This window comes from Pseudomonas sp. SED1 (genome assembly GCF_034044025.1).
Classification (GTDB): Bacteria; Pseudomonadota; Gammaproteobacteria; order Pseudomonadales; family Pseudomonadaceae; genus Aquipseudomonas.
On record NZ_JAXCIS010000056.1, the window covers coordinates 25,868 to 51,113 of the forward strand.

General features: G+C 61.6%; 19 protein-coding genes and 2 pseudogenes. 15 read left to right on the forward strand and 6 right to left on the reverse strand.

All coding sequences use genetic code 11. The features are described from left to right. The first annotated feature begins 123 nt into the window (after nt 1-123). From hutH (SNL23_RS08130) to SNL23_RS08200, 15 genes and pseudogenes are all read left to right on the forward strand, one after another. Nucleotides 124-1,647 (forward strand): histidine ammonia-lyase, encoded by a 1,524-nt coding sequence (hutH, locus tag SNL23_RS08130; protein ID WP_318301981.1) that lies wholly within the window; start codon nt 124-126, stop codon nt 1,645-1,647. A gap of 114 nt (nt 1,648-1,761) precedes the next feature. Continuing rightward, nucleotides 1,762-3,300, forward strand: coding sequence for a histidine ammonia-lyase (hutH, locus tag SNL23_RS08135; protein WP_318301982.1), 1,539 nt, complete (start codon nt 1,762-1,764; stop codon nt 3,298-3,300). A gap of 127 nt (nt 3,301-3,427) precedes the next feature. Then, a complete protein-coding gene (locus SNL23_RS08140) occupies nt 3,428-4,837 on the forward strand; it encodes an amino acid permease (RefSeq protein ID WP_063033490.1) in 1,410 nt (469 codons plus the stop codon). Nucleotides 4,838-4,853: 16 nt separating this feature from the next. Beyond that, on the forward strand, nt 4,854-6,059 hold the full coding sequence (gene hutI / locus SNL23_RS08145; RefSeq protein WP_167662984.1) for an imidazolonepropionase: 1,206 nt from the start codon (nt 4,854-4,856) through the stop codon (nt 6,057-6,059). 11 nt (nt 6,060-6,070) lie between these two features. Continuing rightward, nucleotides 6,071-6,871 carry an N-formylglutamate deformylase gene (gene hutG, locus SNL23_RS08150; protein ID WP_167662983.1) on the forward strand — a complete coding sequence of 267 codons (801 nt, stop codon included), beginning with the start codon at nt 6,071-6,073 and terminating at the stop codon, nt 6,869-6,871. A gap of 258 nt (nt 6,872-7,129) precedes the next feature. Continuing rightward, nucleotides 7,130-8,077: a choline ABC transporter substrate-binding protein gene (locus SNL23_RS08155; RefSeq protein WP_318301983.1), complete on the forward strand. Its 948-nt coding sequence runs from the start codon at nt 7,130-7,132 to the stop codon at nt 8,075-8,077. A 154-nt stretch (nt 8,078-8,231) separates the two neighbouring features. After that, nucleotides 8,232-9,167 carry an alpha/beta hydrolase gene (locus SNL23_RS08160; protein ID WP_318301984.1) on the forward strand — a complete coding sequence of 312 codons (936 nt, stop codon included), beginning with the start codon at nt 8,232-8,234 and terminating at the stop codon, nt 9,165-9,167. A 103-nt stretch (nt 9,168-9,270) separates the two neighbouring features. After that, on the forward strand, nt 9,271-10,242 hold the full coding sequence (gene pip, locus SNL23_RS08165; protein WP_076018106.1) for a prolyl aminopeptidase: 972 nt from the start codon (nt 9,271-9,273) through the stop codon (nt 10,240-10,242). Further along, nucleotides 10,239-10,676 carry a D-aminoacyl-tRNA deacylase gene (gene dtd, locus SNL23_RS08170; RefSeq protein ID WP_076018105.1) on the forward strand — a complete coding sequence of 146 codons (438 nt, stop codon included), beginning with the start codon at nt 10,239-10,241 and terminating at the stop codon, nt 10,674-10,676. Before pip ends, dtd begins: the two co-directional genes overlap by 4 nt. 267 nt (nt 10,677-10,943) lie before the next feature. Beyond that, on the forward strand, nt 10,944-12,683 hold the full coding sequence (locus SNL23_RS08175) for a glucan biosynthesis protein G (protein WP_026078060.1): 1,740 nt from the start codon (nt 10,944-10,946) through the stop codon (nt 12,681-12,683). After that, a pseudogene (mdoH, locus tag SNL23_RS08180) lies at nt 12,676-15,266 on the forward strand (glucans biosynthesis glucosyltransferase MdoH). Before SNL23_RS08175 ends, mdoH begins: the two are co-directional and overlap by 8 nt. A 220-nt stretch (nt 15,267-15,486) precedes the next feature. Further along, nucleotides 15,487-16,290, forward strand: coding sequence for a transporter substrate-binding domain-containing protein (locus tag SNL23_RS08185; RefSeq protein WP_318301985.1), 804 nt, complete (start codon nt 15,487-15,489; stop codon nt 16,288-16,290). A gap of 219 nt (nt 16,291-16,509) precedes the next feature. Beyond that, a complete protein-coding gene (locus SNL23_RS08190; protein WP_076018212.1) occupies nt 16,510-17,307 on the forward strand; it encodes a transporter substrate-binding domain-containing protein in 798 nt (265 codons plus the stop codon). Nucleotides 17,308-17,435: 128 nt separating this feature from the next. After that, nucleotides 17,436-18,395: an amino acid ABC transporter permease gene (locus tag SNL23_RS08195; RefSeq protein ID WP_076018102.1), complete on the forward strand. Its 960-nt coding sequence runs from the start codon at nt 17,436-17,438 to the stop codon at nt 18,393-18,395. Continuing rightward, nucleotides 18,388-19,122 (forward strand): amino acid ABC transporter ATP-binding protein, encoded by a 735-nt coding sequence (locus tag SNL23_RS08200; RefSeq protein WP_076018101.1) that lies wholly within the window; start codon nt 18,388-18,390, stop codon nt 19,120-19,122. Before SNL23_RS08195 ends, SNL23_RS08200 begins: the two co-directional genes overlap by 8 nt. Before the next feature lie 3 nt (nt 19,123-19,125). Here SNL23_RS08200 and SNL23_RS08205 read toward each other — a convergent pair whose 3' ends face one another. From SNL23_RS08205 to tatB, 6 genes and pseudogenes are all read right to left on the reverse strand, one after another. After that, entirely contained in the window at nt 19,126-21,033 is a 1,908-nt protein-coding gene (locus SNL23_RS08205) for a methyl-accepting chemotaxis protein (RefSeq protein WP_318301986.1), read from the reverse strand. A 171-nt stretch (nt 21,034-21,204) separates the two neighbouring features. Beyond that, complete coding sequence (locus SNL23_RS31470; protein WP_412104179.1) at nt 21,205-22,077, reverse strand: methyl-accepting chemotaxis protein; 873 nt, start codon at nt 22,075-22,077, stop codon at nt 21,205-21,207. Beyond that, nucleotides 22,063-23,121, reverse strand: a pseudogene (locus SNL23_RS31475) (methyl-accepting chemotaxis protein); the annotation flags it as partial. The gene SNL23_RS31470 and the pseudogene SNL23_RS31475, both read right to left, overlap by 15 nt. Before the next feature lie 178 nt (nt 23,122-23,299). Continuing rightward, nucleotides 23,300-24,007, reverse strand: coding sequence for a 16S rRNA (uracil(1498)-N(3))-methyltransferase (locus tag SNL23_RS08215; protein WP_076018098.1), 708 nt, complete (start codon nt 24,005-24,007; stop codon nt 23,300-23,302). Then, complete coding sequence (gene tatC / locus SNL23_RS08220; RefSeq protein ID WP_003209295.1) at nt 24,004-24,795, reverse strand: twin-arginine translocase subunit TatC; 792 nt, start codon at nt 24,793-24,795, stop codon at nt 24,004-24,006. Before tatC ends, SNL23_RS08215 begins: the two co-directional genes overlap by 4 nt. Next, nucleotides 24,792-25,238: a Sec-independent protein translocase protein TatB gene (gene tatB, locus SNL23_RS08225; protein WP_318301988.1), complete on the reverse strand. Its 447-nt coding sequence runs from the start codon at nt 25,236-25,238 to the stop codon at nt 24,792-24,794. Before tatB ends, tatC begins: the two co-directional genes overlap by 4 nt. Between the last annotated feature and the right edge of the window lie 8 nt (nt 25,239-25,246).

The following is a 25,246-nucleotide window of genomic DNA, read 5'->3' on the forward strand; positions in this document are numbered from 1 at the left end:
GTGAGCCGGCTGGCCTCTTCGCGAGCAAGCCCGCTCCCACATTTGAAATGCATTCCCCTGTGGGAGCGGGCTTGCTCGCGAAGAGGCCGGTAAGGCTGCACAAGAATTGAAGAAGGTACAACGATGTCCCAGGCTGAAAAAATCATCATCGCCGACGCCCCAATGCGTTGGCAGGACGTGGTCGCCGTGGCCCGCCACGGTGCGATCCTCGAACTCTCGGGCCACGCCTGGGCTCGCATCGACAATGCCCAGGCCATCGTCCAGCGCATCGTCAGCAGCGGCGAGCGCGCCTATGGCATCAACACCGGCCTGGGCGCCTTGTGCAACGTGTCGCTCAAGGACGAACAACTGAGCCGGCTGTCGCGCAACACCTTGCTCAGCCATGCCTGCGGCGTCGGCGCGCCACTGAGCGTGGAGCAAACCCGCGCGATCATCTGCGCGGCAATCATCAATTACAGCCACGGCAAATCCGGCCTGCATCCGCAGGTGGTGCATTCGCTGCTGGGGCTGCTCAACCATGGCATCACGCCGCAAGTGCCGTCCCAGGGCTCGGTGGGTTACCTGACCCACATGGCGCACATTGGCATTGCCTTGCTCGGTGTCGGCGACGTCAGCTACCGGGGCCGTATCGTTCCGGCGCACCAGGCGCTAACCGAAGAAGGTTTGCAGCCGGTGGTGCTCGGTGCCAAGGACGGGCTGTGCCTGGTCAACGGCACGCCGTGCATGACCGGCCTCAGCTGCCTGGCCCTGGCCGATGCGCACCGCCTGCTGCAATGGGCCGACGTAATCGGTGCCATGAGTTTCGAAGGCCAGCGCGGCCAGATCGACGCCTTCGACGAAGAAATCATCGCGCTCAAGCCGCACCCGGGCATGCAGCAAGTGGGCATCAACCTGCGGGCGTTGCTGGACGGCAGTGAAGTGATCGCCAGCAGTAAAGGCATTCGTACCCAGGACGCCCTGAGCATCCGTTCGATTCCCCAGGTGCACGGCGCGGCCCGCGACCAACTGGAGCACGCCACCCGTCAGATCGAAACCGAACTCAACGGCGCCACGGATAACCCGCTGGTGCTCGGCACGCCGGACGACTACCGCGTGGTGTCCCAGGCCAACCCTCACGGGCAGTCCGTGGCCCTGGCGGCAGACATGCTGGCCATCGCCATGGCGGAAATCGGCTCCATCGCCGAGCGCCGCCTGGACCGTCTGATCAACCCGCATGTCAGCGGCCTGCCGGCGTTCCTGGTGAGCAACCCCGGGGTCAACTCCGGGATGATGATCGTGCAGTACGTCGCCGCCTCGCTGTGCGGACAGAACCGCCAGTTGGCGCAACCGGCGGTGCTCGACAACTTTGTCACCTCGGGCCTGCAGGAAGACCACCTGAGCATGGGCACCAACGCCGCGCTGAAGCTGTATTCGGTGCTGGAAAACGTCACCCAGATCCTCGCCATCGAGTACCTGCTGGCGTCCCAGGCGTTCGAGTTTCTGCAGGAGCAACGCTTCGGCGCCGGTACCGACGCCGCCTGGCGCTTGCTGCGTGAACACGTCCCGGCCTACGACCAGGACCGTTGGCTGGCGCCGGACATCGCGGCCACCGCCGCGTTGCTCAAGAACGCCGATTTACTGCAACACACGCTACCGAATTTGCACTGACCTTTTCCCAACAATAACCAGCGTGCCAAGCCGACTGATCCTCTAAACGAGCACAGCGGCGGATAACGGAAGCATCCGGAGCGACTGGTAGTTAACAACACTCTCAAAAGGAGCATGAATGTGACTGCGCTAAACCTGATTCCAGGCCAACTGAGCCTTGCCCAACTGCGGGCCATCTACCAGCAGCCGGTAACCCTCAGCCTGGATGACAGCGCCTCGGCCCAGATCGAAGCCAGTGTCGCCTGCGTGGAGCAGATTCTCGCCGAGAACCGCACCGCCTACGGCATCAACACCGGTTTCGGCCTGCTGGCCTCGACCCGCATCGCCAGCGAAGACCTGGAAAACCTTCAGCGTTCCCTGGTGCTGTCCCACGCCGCTGGCGTGGGTGAGCCCATCAGCGATGCGCTGGTGCGGCTGGTCATGGTGCTCAAGGTCAACAGCCTGAGCCGTGGTTTTTCCGGGATTCGCCGGCAGGTGATCGACGCGCTGATCGCCCTGATCAACGCCGAGGTTTACCCGCACATTCCGTTGAAAGGTTCGGTGGGTGCGTCCGGTGACCTGGCGCCATTGGCCCACATGTCGCTGGTGCTGCTGGGCGAAGGCAAGGCCCGTTACAAAGGCGAATGGCTGGAAGCCACCGAGGCGCTGAAAGTCGCCGGCCTGACACCGTTGACCCTGGCGGCGAAGGAAGGCCTGGCGCTGCTCAACGGTACCCAGGTTTCCACCGCTTACGCACTGCGTGGTCTGTTCGAAGGTGAAGACTTGTTCGCCGGTGCATTGGCCTGTGGCGCCCTGACGGTGGAAGCCGTGCTGGGTTCGCGCTCGCCGTTCGACGCACGCATTCACGCAGCCCGTGGCCAGCGTGGCCAGATCGATTCTGCGGCCGCGTATCGCGCCCTGTTGGGTGAAAGCAGCGAAGTGTCCCAGTCCCACGAGAACTGCGACAAGGTCCAGGACCCGTACTCCCTGCGTTGCCAGCCGCAAGTCATGGGCGCCTGCCTGACCCAGTTCCGCCAGGCGGCCGAAGTGCTGGTGGTGGAAGCCAACGCCGTATCGGATAACCCGTTGGTGTTTGCGGCCGAAGGTGACGTGATTTCCGGCGGCAACTTCCATGCTGAACCGGTGGCCATGGCGGCGGACAACATGGCGTTGGCCATCGCGGAAATCGGCTCCCTGAGCGAGCGTCGTATCTCGTTGATGATGGACAAGCACATGTCGCAACTGCCGCCATTCCTGGTGGGCAACGGCGGCGTGAACTCCGGCTTCATGATCGCCCAGGTGACTGCGGCGGCATTGGCCAGCGAGAACAAGGCGCTGGCCCATCCCCATAGCGTGGATAGCCTGCCGACTTCGGCGAACCAGGAAGACCACGTATCGATGGCGCCGGCTGCGGGCAAACGCCTGTGGGAAATGGCCGAGAACACCCGTGGTGTATTGGCGGTGGAATGGTTGGCGGCCTGCCAGGGCCTGGACCTGCGCAATGGTTTGAAAACCTCGCCGGCACTGGAAAAAGCTCGCGGGATCCTGCGCAGCAAAGTGGCGTTTTATGAGAAGGACCGGTTCTTTGCGCCGGACATCAATGCCGCCAGTGAGTTGTTGGCGACGCGTTGCCTGAATGAGCTGGTGCCGGCGAATTTGCTGCCGAGCCTCTAAGGGATGGATGCCCCCTGTAGGAGCGAGCTTGCTCGCGAAAAAAGTACATCCACCGCTGCGATGCGCCTGGAATACCTTCGCGAGCAAGCTCGCTCCTACAGAAAATAAAAACAAATAGGGACGAGAAATGCACCAGCAAGAAAAGACGTTAAAACGCGGGCTATCCGCCCGACATATTCGCTTCATGGCACTCGGTTCCGCGATCGGCACCGGGCTGTTCTACGGCTCTGCCTCCGCCATCCAGATGGCCGGCCCTGCCGTACTGCTGGCCTACCTGATCGGTGGCGCCGCGGTGTTCATGGTCATGCGCGCCCTCGGCGAAATGGCCGTGCACAACCCGGTGTCCGGCTCCTTCGGCCAGTACGCCAGCACCTACCTGGGCCCAATGGCCGGCTTTATCCTCGGCTGGACCTACGCCTTTGAAATGATCATCGTCTGCCTCGCCGACGTCACCGCCTTCGGCATCTACATGGGCTTCTGGTTTCCCGAAGTCGCGCGTTGGGTCTGGGTGCTCGGCATCGTGTTGCTGATCGGCGGCCTGAACCTGTGCAACGTCAAAGTCTTTGGCGAAATGGAGTTCTGGCTGTCTCTGCTCAAGGTCGGCGCCATCGTCGCGATGATCCTCGGCGGCTTCGGCATCATGCTGTTCGGCATTCACTCGGCGGGCGAAGCGCCGGCCACCGGCCTCAGCAACCTGTGGGCCCACGGCGGCTTCATGCCTAACGGCGTGGGTGGCTTGATCGCGTCCTTCGCGGTGGTGATGTTTGCGTTTGGCGGCATCGAAATCATCGGCATCACCGCCGGCGAAGCCAAGGATCCGCAGCGGGTGATCCCCAAGGCGATTAACGCGGTGCCACTGCGCATCCTGCTGTTCTACGTGCTGACGTTGTTTGTGCTGATGGCGATCTACCCGTGGCCACAGATCGGCAGCCAGGGCAGCCCGTTCGTACAGATCTTCAGCAACTTGGGCATAGGCTCGGCGGCGACCATCCTGAACATCGTGGTGATCTCGGCCGCCGTCTCGGCGATCAACAGCGACATCTTCGGCGCCGGTCGCATGATGTACGGCCTGGCCCAGCAAGGGCAGGCGCCCAAAGGCTTTGCCCAACTGTCGAGCCAGGGCGTGCCATGGATGACCGTGGTGGTGATGGGCGCCGCGTTGCTCGGCGGTGTGGTGCTCAACTACCTGATCCCGGAAAACGTGTTCCTGGTCATCGCTTCGATCGCGACCTTCGCCACGGTGTGGGTGTGGCTGATGATCCTGGTCACTCAGGTCGCCATGCGTCGCTCGATGACCAAGGAACAGATTGCCGAGCTGAAATTCCCGGTGCCGTTCTGGCCCTACGCGCCAGCGGCCGCCATCGTGTTCATGCTGTTTATCTTCGGCGTGCTGGGTTATTTCCCGGACACCCAGGCCGCCCTTATGGTCGGTGCCGTGTGGATCGTCTTGCTGATCGTTGCCTATCTGCTGTGGGTCAAACCCTCCGCCGGGCAAGCAGCCAAGGTTCATTACGACCCGGCTTTGTCTCATCGATAACCCAACGGAGGCGTTGATGAAAACGCTTTGGCAACACTGCCACGTCGCAACCATGGCCCAGGGCAAATACTCGATCATCGAGGATGCCGCCATCGTGACCTCGGGCGCGCTCATCGAGTGGATCGGCCCGCGCGCCGAACTGCCGAAGGCGGACTACGTAACCTCCCATGACCTGCAAGGGGCGTGGGTCACGCCGGGGCTGATCGACTGCCACACCCACACGGTGTTCGGCGGTAATCGCAGCGGCGAGTTCGAGCAGCGGCTGCAAGGCGTGAGCTACGCCGAGATCGCAGCGGCCGGTGGCGGTATTGCCAGCACCGTGCGCGCCACGCGGGCGGCGACCGAAGATGAGCTGTTCGAAAGCAGCCGCAAGCGCCTGCGCAGTTTGCTGCGGGATGGCGTGACCACTGTGGAGATCAAGTCCGGCTACGGCCTGGACCTGGCCAGCGAGCGCAAGATTCTGCGGGTGATCCGCCGCCTCGGCGCCGAGCTGCCGGTCAGCGTACGCAGTACTTGCCTGGCAGCTCACGCGTTGCCGCCGGAGTACGTGGACCGTGCCGATGCTTACATCGAGCACATCTGCGCTGAAATGCTCCCGGCACTGGCAGCGGAAGGTCTGGTGGATGCGGTCGACGCCTTCTGCGAATACCTGGCGTTCTCGCCGGAGCAGGTAGAGCGCGTCTTCATCGCTGCACACAAGCTCGGCTTGCCGGTAAAGCTGCACGCCGAGCAGTTGTCGTCCCTGCACGGCTCCAGCCTGGCGGCGCGTTATCAGGCGCTGTCGGCGGACCACCTGGAATTCATGACCGAGGAAGACGCCATCGCCATGGCCGCTTCCGGCACCGTCGCGGTGTTGCTGCCGGGGGCGTTCTACTTTCTGCGGGAAACCCAGCTGCCGCCGATGGACGCCCTGCGCAAGCACGGTGTGAAGATCGCCATCGCCAGCGACCTCAACCCGGGCACGTCACCGGCATTGTCGGTGCGCTTGATGCTGAACATGGCCTGCACGCTGTTTCGCATGACCCCGGAAGAAGCCCTGGCCGGCGCCACGCAACATGCGGCTACCGCCTTGGGTCTGGGGGACAGCCACGGTTCGCTGGAGGTGGGTAAGGTCGCGGATTTTGTCGCCTGGCAGATTGATCGTCCCGCTGACCTGGCCTACTGGCTGGGTGGCGAGCTGGATAAACGCGTCGTGCGCCACGGCGTCGATGTCACCGTTTAAGGAGTACTGCTGTGGATAAGGTTCTGAGCTTCAAACAAGGCCGTGTGCCGCTGCTGATCAGCATGCCCCACGCGGGCCTGCGCCTGACGCCGACGGTGCAAGCCGGGCTGATCCCCGAGGCGCAAAGCCTGCCGGACACCGACTGGCACATTCCCACGCTGTACGACTTCGCCGAAGAGCTGGGCGCCAGCACCCTGGCGGCCGAATATTCGCGTTTTGTCATCGACCTGAATCGGCCGTCCGATGACAAGCCGCTGTACGTCGGCGCTACCACTGGCCTGTACCCGGCGACGCTGTTCGACGGTGTGCCGCTGTTCCGCGAAGGCCTGGAACCGTCCAAGGCCGAACGCGCCACGTACCTGGAACAGATATGGACGCCGTATCACCGCACCCTGCAGGACGAGCTGGCCCGGCTCAAGGCCGAGTTCGGCTATGCACTATTGTTTGATGCGCACTCGATTCGCTCGGTGATCCCGCACCTGTTCGAGGGCAAGCTGCCGGACTTCAACCTCGGTACCTTCAACGGCGCGTCCTGCGATCCGCAACTCGCCAGCCAGATGGAAGCCATCTGCGCCGGCCACCCGCAGTACAGCCATGTGCTCAACGGGCGTTTCAAAGGCGGGCATATCACCCGGCACTACGGCAACCCGGCCGAGAACATTCATGCGGTGCAACTGGAGTTGGGGCAGTGCACCTACATGGAAGAGTTTGAACCGTTTCGTTATCGCGCCGACCTGGCCGAGCCGACACGAGTGGTGTTGAAGGAGCTGCTGGAAGGGTTCCTGGCGTGGGGCAAGCGGCATTACTCCTGATTGGCGTCGCTGCTGAGATAGCCTTCGCGAGCAAGCCCGCTCCCACATTCGACCGAGTTTCTGCAGTCGAAATGCAATCAAATGTGGGAGCGGGCTTGCTCGCGAAGAGGGCTTCACAGCCACACACCTCTCAAGTCGCCTGAGTGCAACTCACAGTCGCCACAGGTCGCTTTGATCGAGGTCTCGCTGGGTAAGGTGTTGGGCACGGCGCGTCAGACGCCACTCCCACAATAAAAACTGCCGAGTGAGACCGCATCGATGAAAAGACTGTTCAACCGTTGTCTGTTGATTCTCACCGGCGCCGCACTCCTGAGCGCCCATGCGATGGCCGCCGACCCGGCCTCGTGCAAGGTCGTGCGCATGGGCGTGGTCAGCTGGACTGACGTGATCGCCACCAGCGGCATGGCCGATGTGCTGCTCAATGGCCTGGGCTATGACAGCAAGCAAACCAGCGCCGTGCAGCAAATCATCTTTGCCGGCATCCGCGACAAGCGCCTGGATATCTTCCTGGGCTACTGGAAGCCGGCGATGGACAACAACATCGCACCGTTCCTCGCGGCCAACCAGGTCAAGGTGTTCGACAAACCGAGCCTGGCCGACGCCCAGGCGACTTTGGCGGTGCCGCAGTATGTTGCGGACGCAGGCCTGAAGACCTTTGCCGACATTGCCCGTTTCAAGGACAAACTGGGCGGCAAGATCTATGGCATCGAACCGGGCAGCGGCGCCAATACCGATATCCAGAAAATGATCGACAGCAACCGCTTCGGCCTCCGCGGCTTCAAGCTGGTGGCGTCCGGCGAGGCGGGCATGCTGGCAGCCGTGCAGCGCGCAGTGAATCGCAAGGAGTTCGTGGTGTTTGTCGGCTGGACCCCGCACCCGATGAACATCAACATGAAAATGGCTTACCTGACCGGCAGTGAAGACGTGTTCGGCGCCAACGAAGGCATGGCCACGGTCTCCACGGTGACGGCGCCGGATTACGCCGAGCGTTGCCCCAACGTGACCCGCCTGCTGGAAAACCTGACCTACACCGCGGCCCAGGAAAGCCAGTTGATGGTGCCGATCATGGACCGCAAGACGCCGCAGGAGGTAGCCAAACAATGGTTGCGGGACAACCCCGAGGATTTGCAGCGCTGGTTGGCGGGTGTAACGACCCTGGATGGAAAAGACGGCGTGGCGGCGGTGCAGGCCAGCCTCAAACCCTGAGCAAATGAAGATCAAAATGTGGGAGCGGGCTTGCTGGCGAATGCGGTGGGTCAGCCACACATGTATTGACTGATACACCGCATTCGCCAGCAAGCCCGCTCCCACATTGGATTCGTGGCGGCTGTTAAATCTTTATCTTCAGGACGATCCTTTGATGTCCCACTACCCGATTTCCGCGCAGATGTGCGCCTTCGTCGAAAAAACCGAATCCTTCACCAGCGACGACACATCGCTGGCCGGATTGCGCCGGAGCTATGACCGCATGTGCCAGGCATTCACCCCGGCGCGGCCCGAAGGGTTACAGGTGTCAGACGTTTCCCTGAGTGGCGTAGGCGTACGCATTTATCAACCGGCGACGCCAACCCCTGATGGCGGCTGGCCATGCATCCTTTATATGCACGGTGGCGGCTGGGTGGTGGGCGGGCTGGATTCCCACGACTTCATTTGCGGTGAACTGGCCGACTCGCTGCAGGTGCTGGTGATCGCCATCGACTACCGGCTGGCACCCGAACACCCGTTCCCGGCGGCCTTCGATGATTGTCGCGCAGTCTGGCAGGCGATTCAGGCGGGTGAAGCACCTTGCCCCGTCAACCTGCAACGCCTGGTGGTGGCTGGTGACAGCGCCGGCGGCAACCTGGCGGCCGCGTTATGCCTGGGTCTGCGGGATGACCATCAGCCGCAGCCCTTGGCGCAAATCCTGATCTACCCCGGCCTGGGCGGCCCCGCCGACCTGCCGTCCCGCCGCGACTGCGTCGACGCGCCGTTGCTCAGTACCGCCGACACCGAGTGCTATCTCGCCCTTTACCTGCGTGGGCCGGGCAAGCCGTCGCCCTACGCCATGCCATTGCTGGCCGTGGATTTCAGCGGGTTGCCACCGGCGCTGATCGCTGTCGCCCAGTTCGACCCGTTGCGGGACGACGGCATGCTCTACGCCGAGCGCCTCCAGGCCGCCGGGGTGGCGGCCACGCTGTATCCCGGCAAAGGCCTGATCCACGGCTGTCTACGGGCCCGGGGCCAGGTGGCGGAGGTCGATCGGCTCTACGTTTATCTGCTGGATTATCTGCGTGGTGTTTTGCTGACACAGCTCTAAGTCTGCTAGGACATGCTCATTGCACAATTCGGGTTTATGATGCCAGACGGCAAAATAATAGACGTCCCCCCAGGGATGAACTCGACCCCTTACGGAGCGCGCAATGCAGACTTTGTACCCGCAGATCAAACCCTACGCCCGGCACGATCTGGCCGTCGATGAAACCCACGTCCTGTACGTCGACGAAAGCGGTTCCCCGGAAGGCTTGCCCGTTGTGTTCATCCACGGCGGCCCTGGCGCCGGGTGTGACGCCAATAGCCGCTGCTATTTCGATCCAAATCTGTACCGAATTGTTACTTTTGATCAGCGTGGCTGCGGGCGCTCCACTCCACGGGCCAGCCTGGAAAACAACACCACCTGGGACCTGGTGGCCGACCTTGAGCGGATCCGCGAGCACCTGGGCATCGAAAAGTGGGTGTTGTTCGGCGGTTCCTGGGGGTCGACCCTGGCCCTGGCCTACGCGCAAACCCATCCGGAGCGCGTGCACGGCTTGATCGTTCGGGGCATTTTCCTGGCGCGCCCCCAGGACATTCAGTGGTTCTACCAGGCTGGCGCCAGCCGCCTGTTCCCGGATTACTGGCAGGACTACCTCGCGCCCATCCCCCAGGAAGAGCGCCACGACCTGCTGAGCGCCTACCACAAGCGCCTGACCGGCAACGACCAGATCGCCCAGATGCACGCTGCCAAAGCCTGGTCCACGTGGGAAGGCCGCATGTTGGGCCTGTGCCCGAACCCGCAGTTGATCGAGCGCTTTTCCGAGCCCCAGCGCGCCCTGTCGATTGCCCGTATCGAATGCCATTACTTCACCAACAACTCGTTCCTTGAGCCCGACCAGCTGATTCGCGACATGCACAAGATCGCCCACCTGCCTGGCGTAATCGTGCATGGCCGCTACGATATGATCTGCCCGCTGGATAACGCCTGGGAGCTGCATCAGGCCTGGCCCAACAGTGAGCTGCAGATCATCCGCGAGGCCGGCCATGCGGCGTCCGAACCCGGAATCACCGATGCGCTGGTGCGTGCGGCGAGTGAAATGGCACGGCGCCTGCTTGATTTGCCGCCTGAAGAAGCATGAAGGGGCTTTTGCAACGGGTGCGCGGCGCCCGGGTCGAGGTAGAAGGGCAGGTGGTGGGTGCGATAGACCAGGGCTTGCTGGTGCTGGTGGCCGTCGAGCCTTCAGATACCCAGGCCAGCGCCGACAAGCTGCTGCATAAGCTGCTTAACTATCGGGTGTTCAGCGATGACGAGGGCAAGATGAACCTGTCCTTGAAAGACATTGGCGGCGGTTTGCTGCTGGTGTCGCAGTTCACCCTGGCGGCAGACACCAAGAGCGGCTTGCGTCCCAGCTTCTCCACGGCGGCACCGCCGGCGGTGGCCGAGGCACTTTTCGACTACCTGTTGTTACAAGCGCAACAATTGCATGGCACGGTAGCGGCGGGGCGTTTTGGCGCGGATATGCAGGTGCATTTGGTCAATGACGGGCCGGTCACCTTCCTGTTACAGACGTGAATGTACTGAAAACGACTTGTAATGCCCAAAAAACCGGGTTTTCGCTACAAATACTTCGCTGACCCTGATGCGTTGTCACGCGGGCTACTAGATAATCGCGCGCTACGGGGATCAGCGTTGATTGGTCCATTTTTGACTTAGGTAGAGACTTGTCCGATGGCTGTTGGGGAATCATTTAGCCCCATGGGAGTCGGAACAATGCTCGCCAACCTGGCATATAGATAGCTGGCCGTTGGTTTTTTGATCTGTTTTCGGCGAGGGTTGCTCGTGATTGTTAGTCCCTGTAATGCACCAAAATTGTCTGCCAAACGGTTACGAAACGCACTGGTAACGGGCTCTGCCCTGTTTTGCCTGTTCGGCGCGGGTCAACTGTGGGCATTCAGTCTGGATGATGTGTCGGCCAAGGCAAAAGAGCTGGCCGGGCAGAAATACGAAGCTCCGCGCAGCAATTTGCCAAACGAATTCCGCGAAATGAAATTCGCTGATTACCAGAAAATTCGTTTCCGCAACGAAAAAGCCGAGTGGGCCGATCAAAACACCCCGTTCAAGCTGTCCTTCTATCACCAGGGTATGCACTTCGATACACCGGTGAAAATCAACGAAGTCACTGCCGACAGCGTCCAGGAAATCAAATACGACCCGTCCCGCTTCGATTTCGGCGACGTCAAGTTTGATCCCAAGTCCACTGAACAGCTGGGTTATGCCGGTTTCCGTGTGCTGTACCCGATCAATAAGGGCGACAAGCAAGACGAGATCATGACCATGCTCGGCGCGAGCTATTTCCGCGTCGTGGGTAAAGATCAGGTCTATGGCCTGTCTGCCCGTGGCATGGCGATCGACACTGCCTTGCCGTCCGGCGAAGAGTTCCCGCGCTTCACCGAGTTCTGGATCGAACGTCCAAAGCCGGGTGAGAAGCAGCTGGTGATCTACGCCTTGCTGGATTCGCCACGGGCCACCGGCGCTTATCGCCTGATCCTGCGTCCTGGCACCGACACCATCGTCGACGTCAAATCCCAGATGTACCTGCGTGACAAGGTCACCAAGCTGGGCATCGCTCCGCTGACCAGCATGTTCCTGTTCGGCGCCAACCAGCCGTCCAAGGTTCTTAACTACCGTCGCGAGCTGCACGATTCCAGCGGCCTGTCGATCCATGCCGGCAACGGCGAGTGGATCTGGCGCCCGCTGAACAACCCTAAACACCTGTCGGTCAGCAACTTCACCGTGGAAAACCCGCGCGGTTTCGGCCTGCTGCAACGCGGTCGCAACTTCAGCCACTACGAAGACCTCGACGACAACTACGACAAGCGCCCAAGCGCCTGGATCGAGCCTGAAGGCGACTGGGGCAAGGGCTCCGTCGACCTGGTAGAGATTCCGACCGCCGATGAAACCAACGACAACATCGTTGCCTTCTGGAGCCCGGAAACACTGCCGGAGCCAGGCAAACCACTGGACGTTGCCTACCGCCTGCACTGGACATTGAAAGACGCCGAGTTCCATTCGCCTGAAAGCGCCTGGGTCAAGCAGACCCTGCGTTCCACTGGCGACGTCAAGCAATCCAACCTGATCCGTCAGCCAGACGGCAGCGTGGCTTACCTGGTGGACTTCGAGGGCCCGTCCCTGAAGAAGCTGCCAGCTGACGCACCCGTTCGCAGCCAGGTCAGCGTGGGCGACAACGCCGAAATCGTTGAAAATAGCGTGCGCTACAACCCGCACACCCAAGGCTGGCGCCTGACCCTGCGTATGAAGATCAAGGACGCAGGCAAGCCGACTGAAATGCGCGCAGCCCTGGTCCAGGACATCGTGCAGCCGGAACCGGAGAAGGTTTCGACTCAAGTGCTTAAAGCCGACAAGGTCTTGGCCAAGCAGCACGAGAAAGCGGCCAAGAAAGACGCCAAGGACAAGGACGCCAAGCAGCCGGAAGCGGCTGCCCCAGCCACACCGGAGCCGGCCAAGACAGAGCAAGTCCTGACCGAAACCTGGAGCTATCAGTTGCCTGCCGATGAGTAATTCTCAAGTCCAGCCAGAGACTCTTGCCGAGTACCTGGCGCATCTACCGATGACCGATGAGCAGCGCGCCGAACTGGCGGGCTGCGAGTCCTTCAGTGAATTGCACAAGCGCCTGTCATCGTCCACGTTCGACGCACCTGCCGACGCTGCCCAAGCGTCGGTCGGCGCCCGACTGACCCTCAACACCGCCGAAGAGCTGCAAGACGCCGAAATGCTGGCGCTCGACGCCAGCGGCCGGGTTTGCCTCAAGGCCACGCCGCCGATCCGCCGGACCAAGGTTGTGCCTGAGCCATGGCGCACCAATATCCTGGTGCGTGGCTGGCGCCGCCTGACCGGTCGCACCAATCCTCCGGCACCGCCGAAGGATGAGCGCGTGCTGCCGGCTGCCCGCTGGCGCACCGTCGGTTCGATCCGTCGTTATATCCTGCTGGTGCTGATGCTCGGCCAGACGATCGTCGCTGGCTGGTACATGAAAGGCATCATGCCGTACCAGGGTTGGTCCTTCGTCGACTTTGACGAGATCCGCAACCAGACCCTGCTTCAAACCGCTACCCAGGTTCTGCCTTACGCCCTGCAAACCAGCATCCTGGTGCTGTTCGGGATTCTGTTCTGCTGGGTTTCGGCCGGTTTCTGGACCGCGCTGATGGGCTTCCTGGAACTGCTGACCGGTCACGATAAGTACCGTATCTCCGGTAAAAGTGCCGGTGACGAGCCGATTCCGAAAGACGCCCGCACCGCCTTGGTGATGCCGATCTGCAACGAAGACGTGCCCCGGGTATTTGCCGGCCTGCGCGCGACGTTCGAATCGGTGGCTGCCACCGGTAACCTGGATCGCTTCGACTTCTTCGTCCTCAGCGACAGTAACGAGGCCGACATCTGCATCGCCGAGCAGCAAGCCTGGCTCGACGTGTGCCGCGAAGCCGGTGGCTTCGGCAAGATCTTCTATCGCCGCCGTCGCCGTCGCGTCAAACGCAAGAGCGGTAACCTCGACGACTTCTGCCGTCGCTGGGGTGGTGACTACAAGTACATGGTGGTGCTCGACGCCGACAGCGTGATGAGCGGCGACTGCCTGACCAGCCTGGTACGCCTGATGGAAGCCACGCCGGATGCCGGGATTATCCAGACCGCGCCACGTGCGTCGGGCATGGACACCCTGTATGCGCGCATGCAGCAGTTCGCCACTCGCGTATACGGCCCGCTGTTTACCGCCGGCCTGCACTTCTGGCAGTTGGGTGAATCCCACTACTGGGGCCACAACGCGATCATCCGCATGAAGCCGTTTATCGAGCACTGCGCCCTGGCGCCGTTGCCAGGTAAGGGCGCGTTTGCCGGTGCGATCCTCTCCCACGACTTCGTTGAAGCTGCGCTGATGCGCCGTGCCGGCTGGGGCGTGTGGATTGCCTACGACTTGCCGGGCAGCTACGAAGAACTGCCGCCGAACCTGCTGGACGAACTCAAGCGCGACCGTCGCTGGTGCCACGGTAACCTGATGAACTTCCGCCTGTTCCTGGTCAAAGGCATGCACCCGGTGCACCGTGCGGTGTTCCTGACCGGCGTGATGTCGTACCTGTCGGCACCGTTGTGGTTCTTCTTCCTGGTGCTGTCGACGGCCTTGCTGGCGGTCAACACGCTGATGGAGCCGCAGTACTTCATGGCGCCACGCCAGTTGTACCCGCTGTGGCCACAATGGCATCCGGACAAGGCGGTGGCGCTGTTCTCCACCACCATCGTGCTGCTGTTCCTGCCTAAATTGCTGAGCATCATCCTGATCTGGGCCAAAGGCGCGAAAGAGTTCGGCGGCAAGTTCAAGGTGACCTTGTCGATGCTGCTGGAGATGCTGTTCTCCATGTTGCTGGCGCCGGTGCGGATGATCTTCCACACCCGTTTCGTACTCGCCGCGTTCCTCGGCTGGGCTGCGACCTGGAATTCGCCGCAACGTGACGACGACTCCACGCCATGGAGCGAGGCGGTCAAGCGCCACGGCCCGCAGACTCTGCTCGGCTTCTTCTGGGCACTGCTGGTGGTGTGGTTGAACCCAAGCTTCCTGTGGTGGCTGGTGCCGATCGTCGGTTCGCTGATGTTGTCGATTCCGGTGTCGGTTATTTCCAGCCGGGTCAAGCTGGGCCTCAAGTCTCGCGACGAGAGCCTGTTCTTGATCCCTGAGGAATACAACCCGCCCCAGGCGCTGTTGTCGACCGACAAATACACCCACGAAAACCGTTGGCATGCGCTGAATGACGGGTTTGTGCGGGCGGTGGTCGATCCACAACAGAACGCCCTGGCGTGTGCCCTGGCGACTTCCCGTCACGGTCAGGCGGAGCCGATCGAGTGGCTGCGTATTGAGCGTGTTCGCCACGCGTTGAAAGTCGGCCCGGCCGGCCTCAACAACGGCGAGCGTCTGGCCTTGCTCAGCGACCCGGTCGCCTTGGCACGCTTGCACGAGCAGGTCTGGGGTGAAGGCCATGCTGAATGGCTCAACGCCTGGCGCGAATCGGTCAAGGCTGATCCGCATGCGCCGTTGCTGCCATTGAAACCACTGTCGTCCCAGGCTCAACCAGCCTGATTCAGACGCCCCCGAGGTAACGCCTCGGGGGCGTTTGCTGCCACCGTCCTACGCTGTTTTTCCCTTCTGTTTCATTTCGCTAACTCCTTGTTATTTCGAAACAAAAGACCCTTCGCCGAGGCGTATTGCCGTGCCTGCGAGTGGGTTAGCATCGCCCCCCAAATCTGACTCGATACCTCTGGTCTACGCGGACTGACGCGTGGCCGGGTGCGCGTGTGTTTAACGGAATAGGGGCTTTTCATGATTAAAAGGTATTTGTCGATGCTGCTGCTCGGCATCGTCGCGTTTTCCCACGGTTACCTGGCGCACGCGGGGGCCATCGATGAGGCCGTCCATCGGGGCGTACTGAAAGTCGGGACCAATCCGACCTACGTACCTTTCGAGATGACCGACAAGAATGGCCGTATTGTCGGATTTGAAATTGATCTGCTGCGGGAAATGAGCAAAGCGCTGGGGGTAAGGCTGGAGCTGGTTTCGGTGCCCTATACCGACCTGATCCCCGGCCTGCTGGGCAGCCGGTTCGACCTGATCGGCAGCGGCATGACCGTAACGCAAGAGCGCAACCTCACCCTTAACTTCAGCGACTCGTTCATCATCGTCGGTCAGACCGTATTGCTGCATCCGCGGTTGGCTAATCAGGTCCAGAGCATCGAAGACCTTGATGAGGCCGGTTACCGGATCGTGGCGGCCGAAGGCACCACGGGCGAAGCGGCGGCGAAAAGGGTTCTCGGCGCTGCACAGCTGCGCAGTTTTCCAACCCCTGAAGAAGGCGTGCGCCAGGTGGTGGAGGGCAAGGCCGACGCTTTCGTCCACGATGCGCCCTATAACCTGATCGCCATCGCCAAACCCCAGAACAGTGCGCTGCTGGCATTGGAGCAGCCTTTCACCTACGAGCCTTTGGCGTTCGGCGTGAAAAAGGGTGATTACGACAGCCTCAACTGGATCAATCACTTCCTCAATCAGGTGGCCCAGGACGGCACCTATGATCGGCTGCATGACAAGTGGTTCAAGGACTCGGACTGGATGGCGGAGGTGGACTGGTAGTCATAACTACTTACACATCAAGCAATTGGCCGACCTGTGGGTTGAAGTGTCTAGCTGCGGCGTTCTCTGCACGGTTGTGGGGCTTTTCTGTCATACCTTGGCAACAAATCCCGGCGAAACCTTTGTACCGGGCGGTGAGTGAGTTAGGATCGCACCCCGAAATGGTGCAGCCCTTTTGCGCGCCGATCTCACAATAAAATGAGTTCAGGGGACTTGATGATGAAAAAGTATCTTTCGATGCTGCTGCTAGGCGTCACCGCACTGGTGGCGGTCAACGCGGCCCACGCCGGCGCCATCGATGATGCGGTCAAGCGCGGCACGCTGAAAGTCGGCATGGACCCGACCTACATGCCGTTCCAGATGACCAACAAGCGCGGTGAAATCATCGGCTTTGAAGTCGACATCCTCAAGGCCATGGCCAAGTCCATGGGCGTGAAGTTTGAGCCGATCTCCACCGGCTATGACGGCATCATCCCGGCCCTGCTGACCAACAAGTTCGACATGATCGGCAGCGGCATGACCCTGACCCAGGAGCGCAACCTGCGCCTGAACTTCAGCGAACCGTTCATCGTGGTCGGCCAGACCCTGCTGATCCGCAAGGAGCTGGAAGGCACCATCAAGTCCTACAAAGACCTGAACGACGAGAAATACCGCCTGACCTCCAAGCTCGGTACCACCGGCGAAATGGTTGCCAAGAAGCTGATCTCCAAGGCCAAGTACCACGGCTACGACAACGAGCAGGAAGCCGTGCTCGACGTGGTCAACGGCAAGGCTGACGCCTTCGTCTATGACGCGCCGTACAACGTGGTGGCCGTGAACAAGGTCGGCGCCGGCAAGCTGGTGTTCCTCGACCAGCCGTTCACCTTTGAGCCCCTGGCGTTCGGCCTGAAGAAGGGCGACTACGACAGCATCAACTTCATCAACAACTTCCTGCACCAGATCCGTAACGACGGCACCTACGATCGCATCCATGACAAGTGGTTCAAGAGCTCCGAGTGGCTCAAGGACATGGAATAAGGTTGGCTTAATACCGAGTCGAGCCCTTCGCGAGCAAGCCCGCTCCCACATTAGATCGCGGTCGAAATGTGGGAGCGGGCTTGCTCGCGAATAGGGCCTGCCAGGCGATACACATCCCGGAACCTGAAATGAAACAGAAAAAAGCCCAATGGCCCTGGCACCTGCTGACGGTGCTGGTGCTGGTCGGCCTGGCCGGCGCGTTGTATTACGCCACCTCGCTGATGTCCTACGAATGGCGCTGGAACCGTGTGCCGCAGTACTTCGTCTACCAGGCCGAAGAATCCCAGCGGGCGGCGGACATTTCCACCGTCAGCGAGTTGGTGCGCAAGGCCGATGTGGCTGAAGTCACCCTGCGTAATGACGAGGGCAACGAACAGCACCTGACCGTGGCCGAGAACAGCCTGCAAGTGGCCAAGGGCGATGACGTGGCCGAGGGCGATGTGGTCGGCGTTACCCGGCATTGGGCTGCGGGCCCGTTGCTGTGGGGTCTGTGGACTACGTTGTGGCTGTCGGTGGTGTCCGGGGTGCTGGGACTGTTGATCGGCCTGGCGACCGGTTTGTGTCGCTTGTCGAATAACCCGACGTTGCGCGACTTGTCGACGATTTACGTCGAACTGGTGCGCGGTACGCCGCTATTGGTGCAGATCTTCATTTTCTATTTCTTTATCGGCACGGTGCTCAACCTGTCCCGGGAGTTCGCCGGGATCGCTGCGCTGTCGCTGTTTACCGGCGCCTATGTGGCGGAAATCATCCGCGCCGGCGTGCAGTCGATTGCCCGTGGCCAAAATGAAGCGGCACGTTCCCTGGGGCTCAGTGCTGGGCAGTCGATGCGTCATGTGGTGTTGCCGCAAGCCTTCAAGCGTGTGCTGCCGCCTCTGGCCGGGCAATTTATCAGCCTGGTGAAGGACACCTCCCTGGTGTCGGTGATCGCGATTACCGAACTGCTGAAAAGCGGCCGCGAGGTCATCACCACCTCGTTCTCACCGTTTGAAATCCTGTTCTGCGTCGCAGGCCTCTACCTGCTGATCAACCTGCCGCTGTCGAAAATCGCCAGCCGGCTTGAGCGGAGGCTCGCGCAAAGTGATTGAAGTCCGCGATCTGGTAAAAGTCTTCGACACCCGTGGCCACGTCGTGCGCGCGGTGGACAACGTGACCACCCAAGTGGCCAAGGGTGAAGTACTGGTGGTGATCGGCCCGTCCGGTTCCGGTAAGTCGACGTTCCTGCGTTGCCTTAACGGCCTGGAAGAGTTCGATTCCGGCTCGGTGAGCATTGACGGCCTGCAACTGGCAGACCCGAAAACCGACGTGAACGCCTACCGTCGCGAAGTCGGCATGGTGTTCCAGCACTTCAACCTGTTCCCCCACATGACCGTGCTGGAAAACCTCTGCCTGGCGCAAAAAGTCGTGCGCAAACGGGGCAAGAAAGAGCGCGAAGCCAAGGCCCTGGCCCTTCTGGAAAAAGTCGGCATCGCCCAGAAAGCCAACGAGTTCCCGTCGCGGCTTTCCGGTGGCCAGCAGCAGCGTGTGGCAATTGCCCGCGCGCTGGCGATGGAGCCCAAGGTGATGCTGTTTGACGAGCCCACCTCGGCCCTGGACCCGGAAATGGTCGGCGAAGTGCTGGACGTGATGAAGACCCTGGCCCTGGAAGGCATGACCATGGTCTGCGTTACCCATGAAATGGGTTTCGCCCGGGAAGTGGCCGATCGCGTGCTGTTTTTCGATCACGGCAAGCTGCTGGAGGACGCCGCCCCGGCGCAGTTCTTCGACGCGCCGAGAGACCCCCGGGCCCAAGCGTTCCTGCGCCAGGTGTTGTAACGGCTAGACCTTGAACTTGCCCACCCACACCTGCAAATCCGTGCCCAGGCGCGCCAGTTCGACACTGGCCGCCGCAGTCTCCTGACTCGCGGCCGAGGTCTGTTCCGATACGTCCTTGACCTTCAGCACGCTGCGATTGATCTCTTCCGCGACGGCCGTTTGCTCCTCTGCGGCAGCGGCAATCTGCGGGTTCATCTCCTGAATCACGGACACGGTACGGGTGATGCCAGCCAGCGCATCACCCGCCCGGCGGGTCAGTTGCACGCTGTTGTCGGTGAGGCTGCGACTGTTGTCCATGATGTCTGCGACCTGCTGTGTGCCTCGGTGCAGGCCACTGATCAGTTCCTCGATTTCCTCGGCCGATTGCTGTGTGCGTTGCGCCAGGCTGCGCACTTCGTCGGCGACCACCGCAAAGCCTCTGCCAGCCTCGCCGGCGCGGGCCGCTTCGATCGCGGCGTTGAGGGCCAGTAAATTGGTCTGTTCAGAGACCGATTTGATCACCTCCAGCACGCTGCCGATCTTCCGGCTTTCCTGTTGCAATCCTTGCATGGCTTGGCTTGACCGGGCCATCTCACGGGCCAGGTGCTCAATGTGCGCAATGGCCTCGGCCACCACCTGATCCCCCGCGCTTGCCTGCTGGTCGGCCTCGGTGGCGGCAAGCGAGGCTTGCTCGGCATGGCGCGCGACCTCCTGGGAGGTGGCGAGCATTTGATTCATCGCGGTGGCGACTTGTTCGGTTTCCTGTTTCTGGCCGTCGACCCCGGCACGGGTGTGTTCGGTGACGGCAGACAGTTGCTCGGCGGCGCTGGCGATCTGCCGGGCGCTGTCGCCGATGCCACCGATCAAGCCTCGCAGATTGACGGTCATCTGCCCGATGCTGCGCTGCAGTTGCCCCAGTTCATCCCGGCGCGAGGTCTGGATATCCTGGCTCAAATCGCCCGCCGCAATGCGGTTTGCGGTCGACAGGGCTTGGCGTAAGGGTGCGACGATTTGCGCGGCGATCAACCAGGCAGCCAGAGCCCCCAATAACAGCGCCGCACCAGTGACATTCAGCAGCAGGGTGCGAGCCAGGCTTGCGTCCTTGTCACGCTTGGCGGTCTGGTCCTGGCTCAACAGGTCGCTTTCCTTGAGCAACTGATCCAGCCATTGCTCAAGCTGATTCTGGATGGCCTCGGTGTTGAGTTGGGCGTCCTTGAGGCGTGTCAGGTGAATCCGAAAGTCGAGCAGGGCGTTTCTCAGGGCGCTTGCATCAACCGGCAATGCGCCCACAACCGCTTGGGCGCCATCCAGAGCCAGTAGCGCGTCATTTATGCCGTTCGCATACGCGTCCAATGACGCCGCAGCCCAAGCGGGGCTTTGGGCGTGGTCTTCGGCTTGTTCCATTGCCTGGCGCAATTGTTCTACGGCGTCGAGGGCCTTTTCATCGTCTTGATTGGGCAGGTTGCTGGACAGTTCAGAAAGGCTGTCACTGCTCTGTATTGAGCTGCGCTTGAGCTGTTCGCGGGCGCTCTCGCGTTGTTTGATCAGCCCGTCCAGGCTGCTGAAGGCGGTTTTGAAGCGGGTGACAAAACGTCGGCTTTCCTGCAATTGTTGTTGGTTGACCGGGTCGGAAAAACGTGGGGAAAGCTCAACCAGAAACTGGTCGATCCTGTCCATGTGCAGGCCTATCTTGGACAGGTTGGAGGGGTCGTTAAGGGTGCGATAGATAATGCGATCAGCGCGCAACTCTTCGCCGACGACCGCCAATTGCGAAAGGATCGTGAGTTTTTGTGAGCGATCGAGCGATGCGCTCAAGGCTTGCCAGCCGGTAGACGCGATGATCAGGCTGAGACTGAGCACCAGGCCAAAGCCCAGGGCAAGTTTGAGGCTGATGCTGATGTTTCCAAGCAGGCGGGTCAGTGGACGAAACATGGTGAACCTCCAACGAATCAAAAGGAGCGTTTCAAGCGTCCGGCCGACAACGGTCAGGGGAGTTGAAACGCTACTTTTATTCGGCGCCAGGTGTGTGATCCACGACCTGAAAAACGCGTAGGAAATTTCACAAGTTGTCAGGATGGCGGCCTGATGGCCGCCGCGAGATGGCTAGACCTTGAAGCGACCCACGAGGGTTTGCAGGTAAATCCCCAGCCGCGCCAGTTCGGCACTGGAAGCAGCGGTTTCTTCGCTGGCCGCCGAGGTCTGTTCGGAAACATCCCGCACGTTGAGCACGCTGCGGTTGATCTCTTCGGCCACGGCGCTCTGTTGCTCGGCGGCGGTGGCGATCTGTTGGTTCATCGCCTGGATGGTCGAGACGGTGCGGGTGATGTTTTCCAGGGCGTTGCCGGCCCGGCGAGTCAGCTCGACGCTGCTGTCGGTGAGGCTGCGACTGTTGTCCATGATGGTCGCCACCTGCTGGGTGCCGCTTTGCAGGCCGACGATCAACTCTTCGATTTCCTCGGTGGATTTCTGGGTGCGTTGAGCAAGGCTGCGCACTTCATCGGCGACCACCGCAAACCCGCGCCCGGCTTCACCGGCGCGCGCTGCCTCGATGGCCGCGTTGAGGGCCAGCAGGTTGGTTTGCTGAGCCACGGACTTGATCACGTCCAGCACGCTGCCTATCTTGTCGCTCTCGCGCTTGAGATGGCCCATGGCCTCGGTGGAGTTGCCCACCTCACTGGCGAGACGCTCGATCTGGGCAATGGCCTCACCGACCACCTTGTCGCCTTCGCGGGCCTGCTGATCGGCGGCTACAGCCGCTTCGGACGCTTCCTCGGCATTACGTGCGACTTCCTGCACGGTAGCGGCCATTTCGTTCATGGCGGTGGCCACCTGGTCGGTCTCGACCTTTTGGCTGTTGACCCCGGCGCTGGTCTGCTCGGTGACGGCCGACAGTTGCTCGGCGGCGCTGGCAATCTGGGTGACGCCGTCGCTGATGCCACCGATCAGTTCCCGCAGGCCTACGGTCATGCTCTGCATGGAGCGTTGCAGTTGGCCCAGCTCATCGCGGCGTTCGGAGATCAGGTTGTGGCTGAGGTCACCAGCCGCTACCCGCTCGGCTACTTTAAGGGTTTGGCTCAGCGGGATAACGATCTGGCGGGTGATGGCCCAGGCGGCGAGTATGCCGAAGGCCAACGCCAGGGCCGTGGCCAGCAGCAACAGGTTCTTGGCGCGGGCCGTGTCGGTATCGCGCACCACGGTTTGCGAAGTGGTGAGTTTGTCGCTGTGGTCGAGCAGGAGGTCGCCTTGCTCGGCCATGATTTTCGTCGCGGCAGCGGTGGCCACCTGGGAATCGCGGTACTGGCTGACGGCGGCGCGGTAGGCCTGCAGCGAGACGCTGGCTTCTTGCAGGTTGGCCCGATATTGCTCGGGCAACTGGTCGCTGAGGTCGGTGATTTTTTTCAGGGCGTTGTCGATGGCATCCAGAGCCGGCTGTTCGGCTTCGACCTTGCCGCTGTAGGTGTAGCCGCGCACCTGGAAGCGCGCTTGCTGGATCAGTTTGCTCAGGTCGACCACGCTGTTGAACAACGTGACGCTGTCGCCTTGCAGCAGGGATTTTTCCACTTCGTTGGTTTTTGCCACGGCGTTGTCGGCGGTATCCCCCAGTTTGCTGCGGGCACCTTCGCGCTTGAGGCCGGCCTGGACCATGGCGCCGAAGGCTTTTTTATATTGGCCCAAGGCGTCCTGTTGTTGTTCCACGACGAGCTTGTCGGCGGGTTGCTCGATCAGTTCTGCGGCAGTTTTCAGGCCGCTGTCCAGCTGTGTGATCAAGTCGTTGACCGCACCGGTACCTTGTTCGCCGCGACGCATTTCGAAGTCCAGGCGCGCCAGGCGCAGGTCTTTGGACAGCCCGTTGAGGCTGGAAATATAGCCCAGCTTGTCGCCACGGCTGATCACGCCGCTGAGGCCGGTCCAGCCGGTGAAGGTGATCAATAGGGTCAGGACCAATACCAGGCCGAAGCCTATGCTCAGCTTGCGGTTGACGCTGACATTCCCCAGTTTCTCGGCTAACCAACGATACATGCTGCGAACTCCCCTGGAACAAGGCTTGGACTTATTCAGAGCGTATCGGCAGGTCAGCAGGATTCTGTAGGAGCGAGCTTGCTCGCGAAGGTCGTCAACGGTAACGCGGGCATTCTGAATGAACGCGGTGTCCTTGAGTTTTTCGCGAGCAAGCTCGCTCCTACGGGAGAGAGCGGTGTTAGAAAAGGCGGGCGAGCAAGGCGGTGACGGCGGTTTCGACCCTCAGGATCCGGGCCCCCAGTTGCACCGGTTGTAACCCGGCCTTGGCCAGCAGATCCACCTCGTAGGGAATCCAGCCGCCTTCCGGACCGATGGCCAGGGTGACCGGTTCATCCAGGCCACGAGGGCAGGGCGGATAGTCGCCCGGGTGGCCAATCAGGCCGAGGGTGCCGTGCGCCAGGGCGGGCAGGCGGTCTTCGACGAATGGCTTGAAGCGCTTTTCGATAACAATCTCGGGCAGCACCGTGTCTCGGGACTGTTCCAACCCGAGGATCAGTTGCTCGCGAATGGCTTCCGGCTCGAGGAATGGCGTTTGCCAGAAGCTCTTTTCCACACGATAGCTGTTCACCAGCACCACTCGCGGCACGCCCATGGACGCAACGGTTTGCAGCACTCGGCGGAGCATTTTCGGACGGGGCAGGGCCAGCAGCAGGGTCAGGGGCAGTTTGGCCGGCGGCGGCTGGTCGAAGGTGACTTCCAGCTCGGCTTCCTGGGTTTCCAGGCGCAGCAATTGCGCATTGCCCATCAACCCGCCAATGCGCCCGACCCGCAGGCTATCGCCTACGGCGGCACGGTGGACTTCCTGCATATGCACCAGGCGCCGATCACGCAGCACCACCCGGTCGGCCGCGATAAAGTCGGCCTCCTCAAGCAGCAACAGGTTCACGGCTGGGTCGCTGGCGGCTGGTCGTCGTCGGCGGGTTGGTCATCCGGGTGATCGCCACGCTTGCTCACCAGGCTGCCAAACAGGATGCCAATCTCGAACAGCATCCACATCGGTACGGCCAGCAGGGTCTGGGAGAAGATGTCCGGCGGGGTCAGGATCATGCCGACCACGAAGCAGCCGATGATCACGTACGGGCGGATCTTCTTCAGGTATTTGACGTCGACCACGCCGATCCACACCAGCAGCACCACGGCTACCGGGATTTCGAAGGCCACGCCAAAGGCGAAGAACAGCGTCATCACGAAGTCGAGGTAGCTGGTGATGTCGGTCATCATTTCCACACCGGCCGGCGTAGCAGCGGCGAAGAACTTGAAGATCAGCGGGAACACCAGGAAGTAGGCGAAGGCCATCCCGGTGTAGAACAGCAGGATGCTCGACACCAGCAGCGGCACGGCGATGCGTTTTTCATGCTTGTACAGGCCCGGCGCGATAAAACCCCAGATCTGATGCAGGATCACCGGGATCGCCAGGAACAGCGAAACCATCATCGTCAGCTTCAGCGGCGTGAGGAACGGTGACGACACGTCGGTGGCGATCATCGTCGCGCCGGCCGGCAAGTAATTGCGCAGCGGCGTGGAGACGAAGGTGTAGATCTGCTGGGTGAAGGCAAACAGCCCGGCAAAGATGATGAAGATCGCCGCGACACAGCGCAGCAGGCGGGTACGCAACTCGGTGAGGTGCGAGACCAGTGGCATGTGCTGGTCGGTTTCCGGTTTATCAGCGCTCATGGGGCTCGCGGCGGCAATGTAGGGTCGTGGGGCGCGGGCGACACGGCAGGCGTCGGCGCGGGTTCGGTCGGGGTTGCTGGCGCGGCGGGCGCAGGCTCGGCGGCATGCACGGGCTCAACGACCGGTGCAGGTGCAGGTGCGGCGGGCGGTGCAATCGATTGCTCGGCCACAGGCTCAACCGGCTTGGGCGTTTCCTGCACTGGCGAGAGAATCTTCCGTGCCTCTTGCTCCAACGACAGAATGTGCTCGTTGTGCAGTTGCCGGCGAATCTCGTCGGCGCCTATTTCCCGTTCAACTTCCTGTTTGATGGCGTTGAAACTGCGTTTCAGGCGCCCGATCCACAGGCCGGCCGTGCGCGCGGCACCGGGCAGGCGTTCCGGCCCCAGTACCAGCAGGGCCACGAGGCCGACGAGCAGCAGTTCAGAGAAGCTGATACCAAACATTATTCAGT

What these genes read in the sequence shown, in the direction of transcription:
- pip (WP_076018106.1), top strand. Translation starts at nt 9,271, where the DNA reads ATGCAGACTTTGTACCCGCAGATCAAACCCTACGCCCGGCACGATCTG.
- hutH (WP_318301982.1), top strand. Translation starts at nt 1,762, where the DNA reads ATGAATGTGACTGCGCTAAACCTGATTCCAGGCCAACTGAGCCTTGCC.
- dtd (WP_076018105.1), top strand. Translation starts at nt 10,239, where the DNA reads ATGAAGGGGCTTTTGCAACGGGTGCGCGGCGCCCGGGTCGAGGTAGAA.
- SNL23_RS31470 (WP_412104179.1), bottom strand. Translation starts at nt 22,077, where the DNA reads ATGCAGAGCATGACCGTAGGCCTGCGGGAACTGATCGGTGGCATCAGC.
- tatC (WP_003209295.1), bottom strand. Translation starts at nt 24,795, where the DNA reads ATGAGCGCTGATAAACCGGAAACCGACCAGCACATGCCACTGGTCTCG.
- SNL23_RS08160 (WP_318301984.1), top strand. Translation starts at nt 8,232, where the DNA reads ATGTCCCACTACCCGATTTCCGCGCAGATGTGCGCCTTCGTCGAAAAA.
- SNL23_RS08205 (WP_318301986.1), bottom strand. Translation starts at nt 21,033, where the DNA reads ATGTTTCGTCCACTGACCCGCCTGCTTGGAAACATCAGCATCAGCCTC.
- SNL23_RS08155 (WP_318301983.1), top strand. Translation starts at nt 7,130, where the DNA reads ATGAAAAGACTGTTCAACCGTTGTCTGTTGATTCTCACCGGCGCCGCA.
- SNL23_RS08190 (WP_076018212.1), top strand. Translation starts at nt 16,510, where the DNA reads ATGAAAAAGTATCTTTCGATGCTGCTGCTAGGCGTCACCGCACTGGTG.
- hutH (WP_318301981.1), top strand. Translation starts at nt 124, where the DNA reads ATGTCCCAGGCTGAAAAAATCATCATCGCCGACGCCCCAATGCGTTGG.
- SNL23_RS08140 (WP_063033490.1), top strand. Translation starts at nt 3,428, where the DNA reads ATGCACCAGCAAGAAAAGACGTTAAAACGCGGGCTATCCGCCCGACAT.
- hutI (WP_167662984.1), top strand. Translation starts at nt 4,854, where the DNA reads ATGAAAACGCTTTGGCAACACTGCCACGTCGCAACCATGGCCCAGGGC.
- SNL23_RS08195 (WP_076018102.1), top strand. Translation starts at nt 17,436, where the DNA reads ATGAAACAGAAAAAAGCCCAATGGCCCTGGCACCTGCTGACGGTGCTG.
- tatB (WP_318301988.1), bottom strand. Translation starts at nt 25,238, where the DNA reads ATGTTTGGTATCAGCTTCTCTGAACTGCTGCTCGTCGGCCTCGTGGCC.
- SNL23_RS08185 (WP_318301985.1), top strand. Translation starts at nt 15,487, where the DNA reads ATGATTAAAAGGTATTTGTCGATGCTGCTGCTCGGCATCGTCGCGTTT.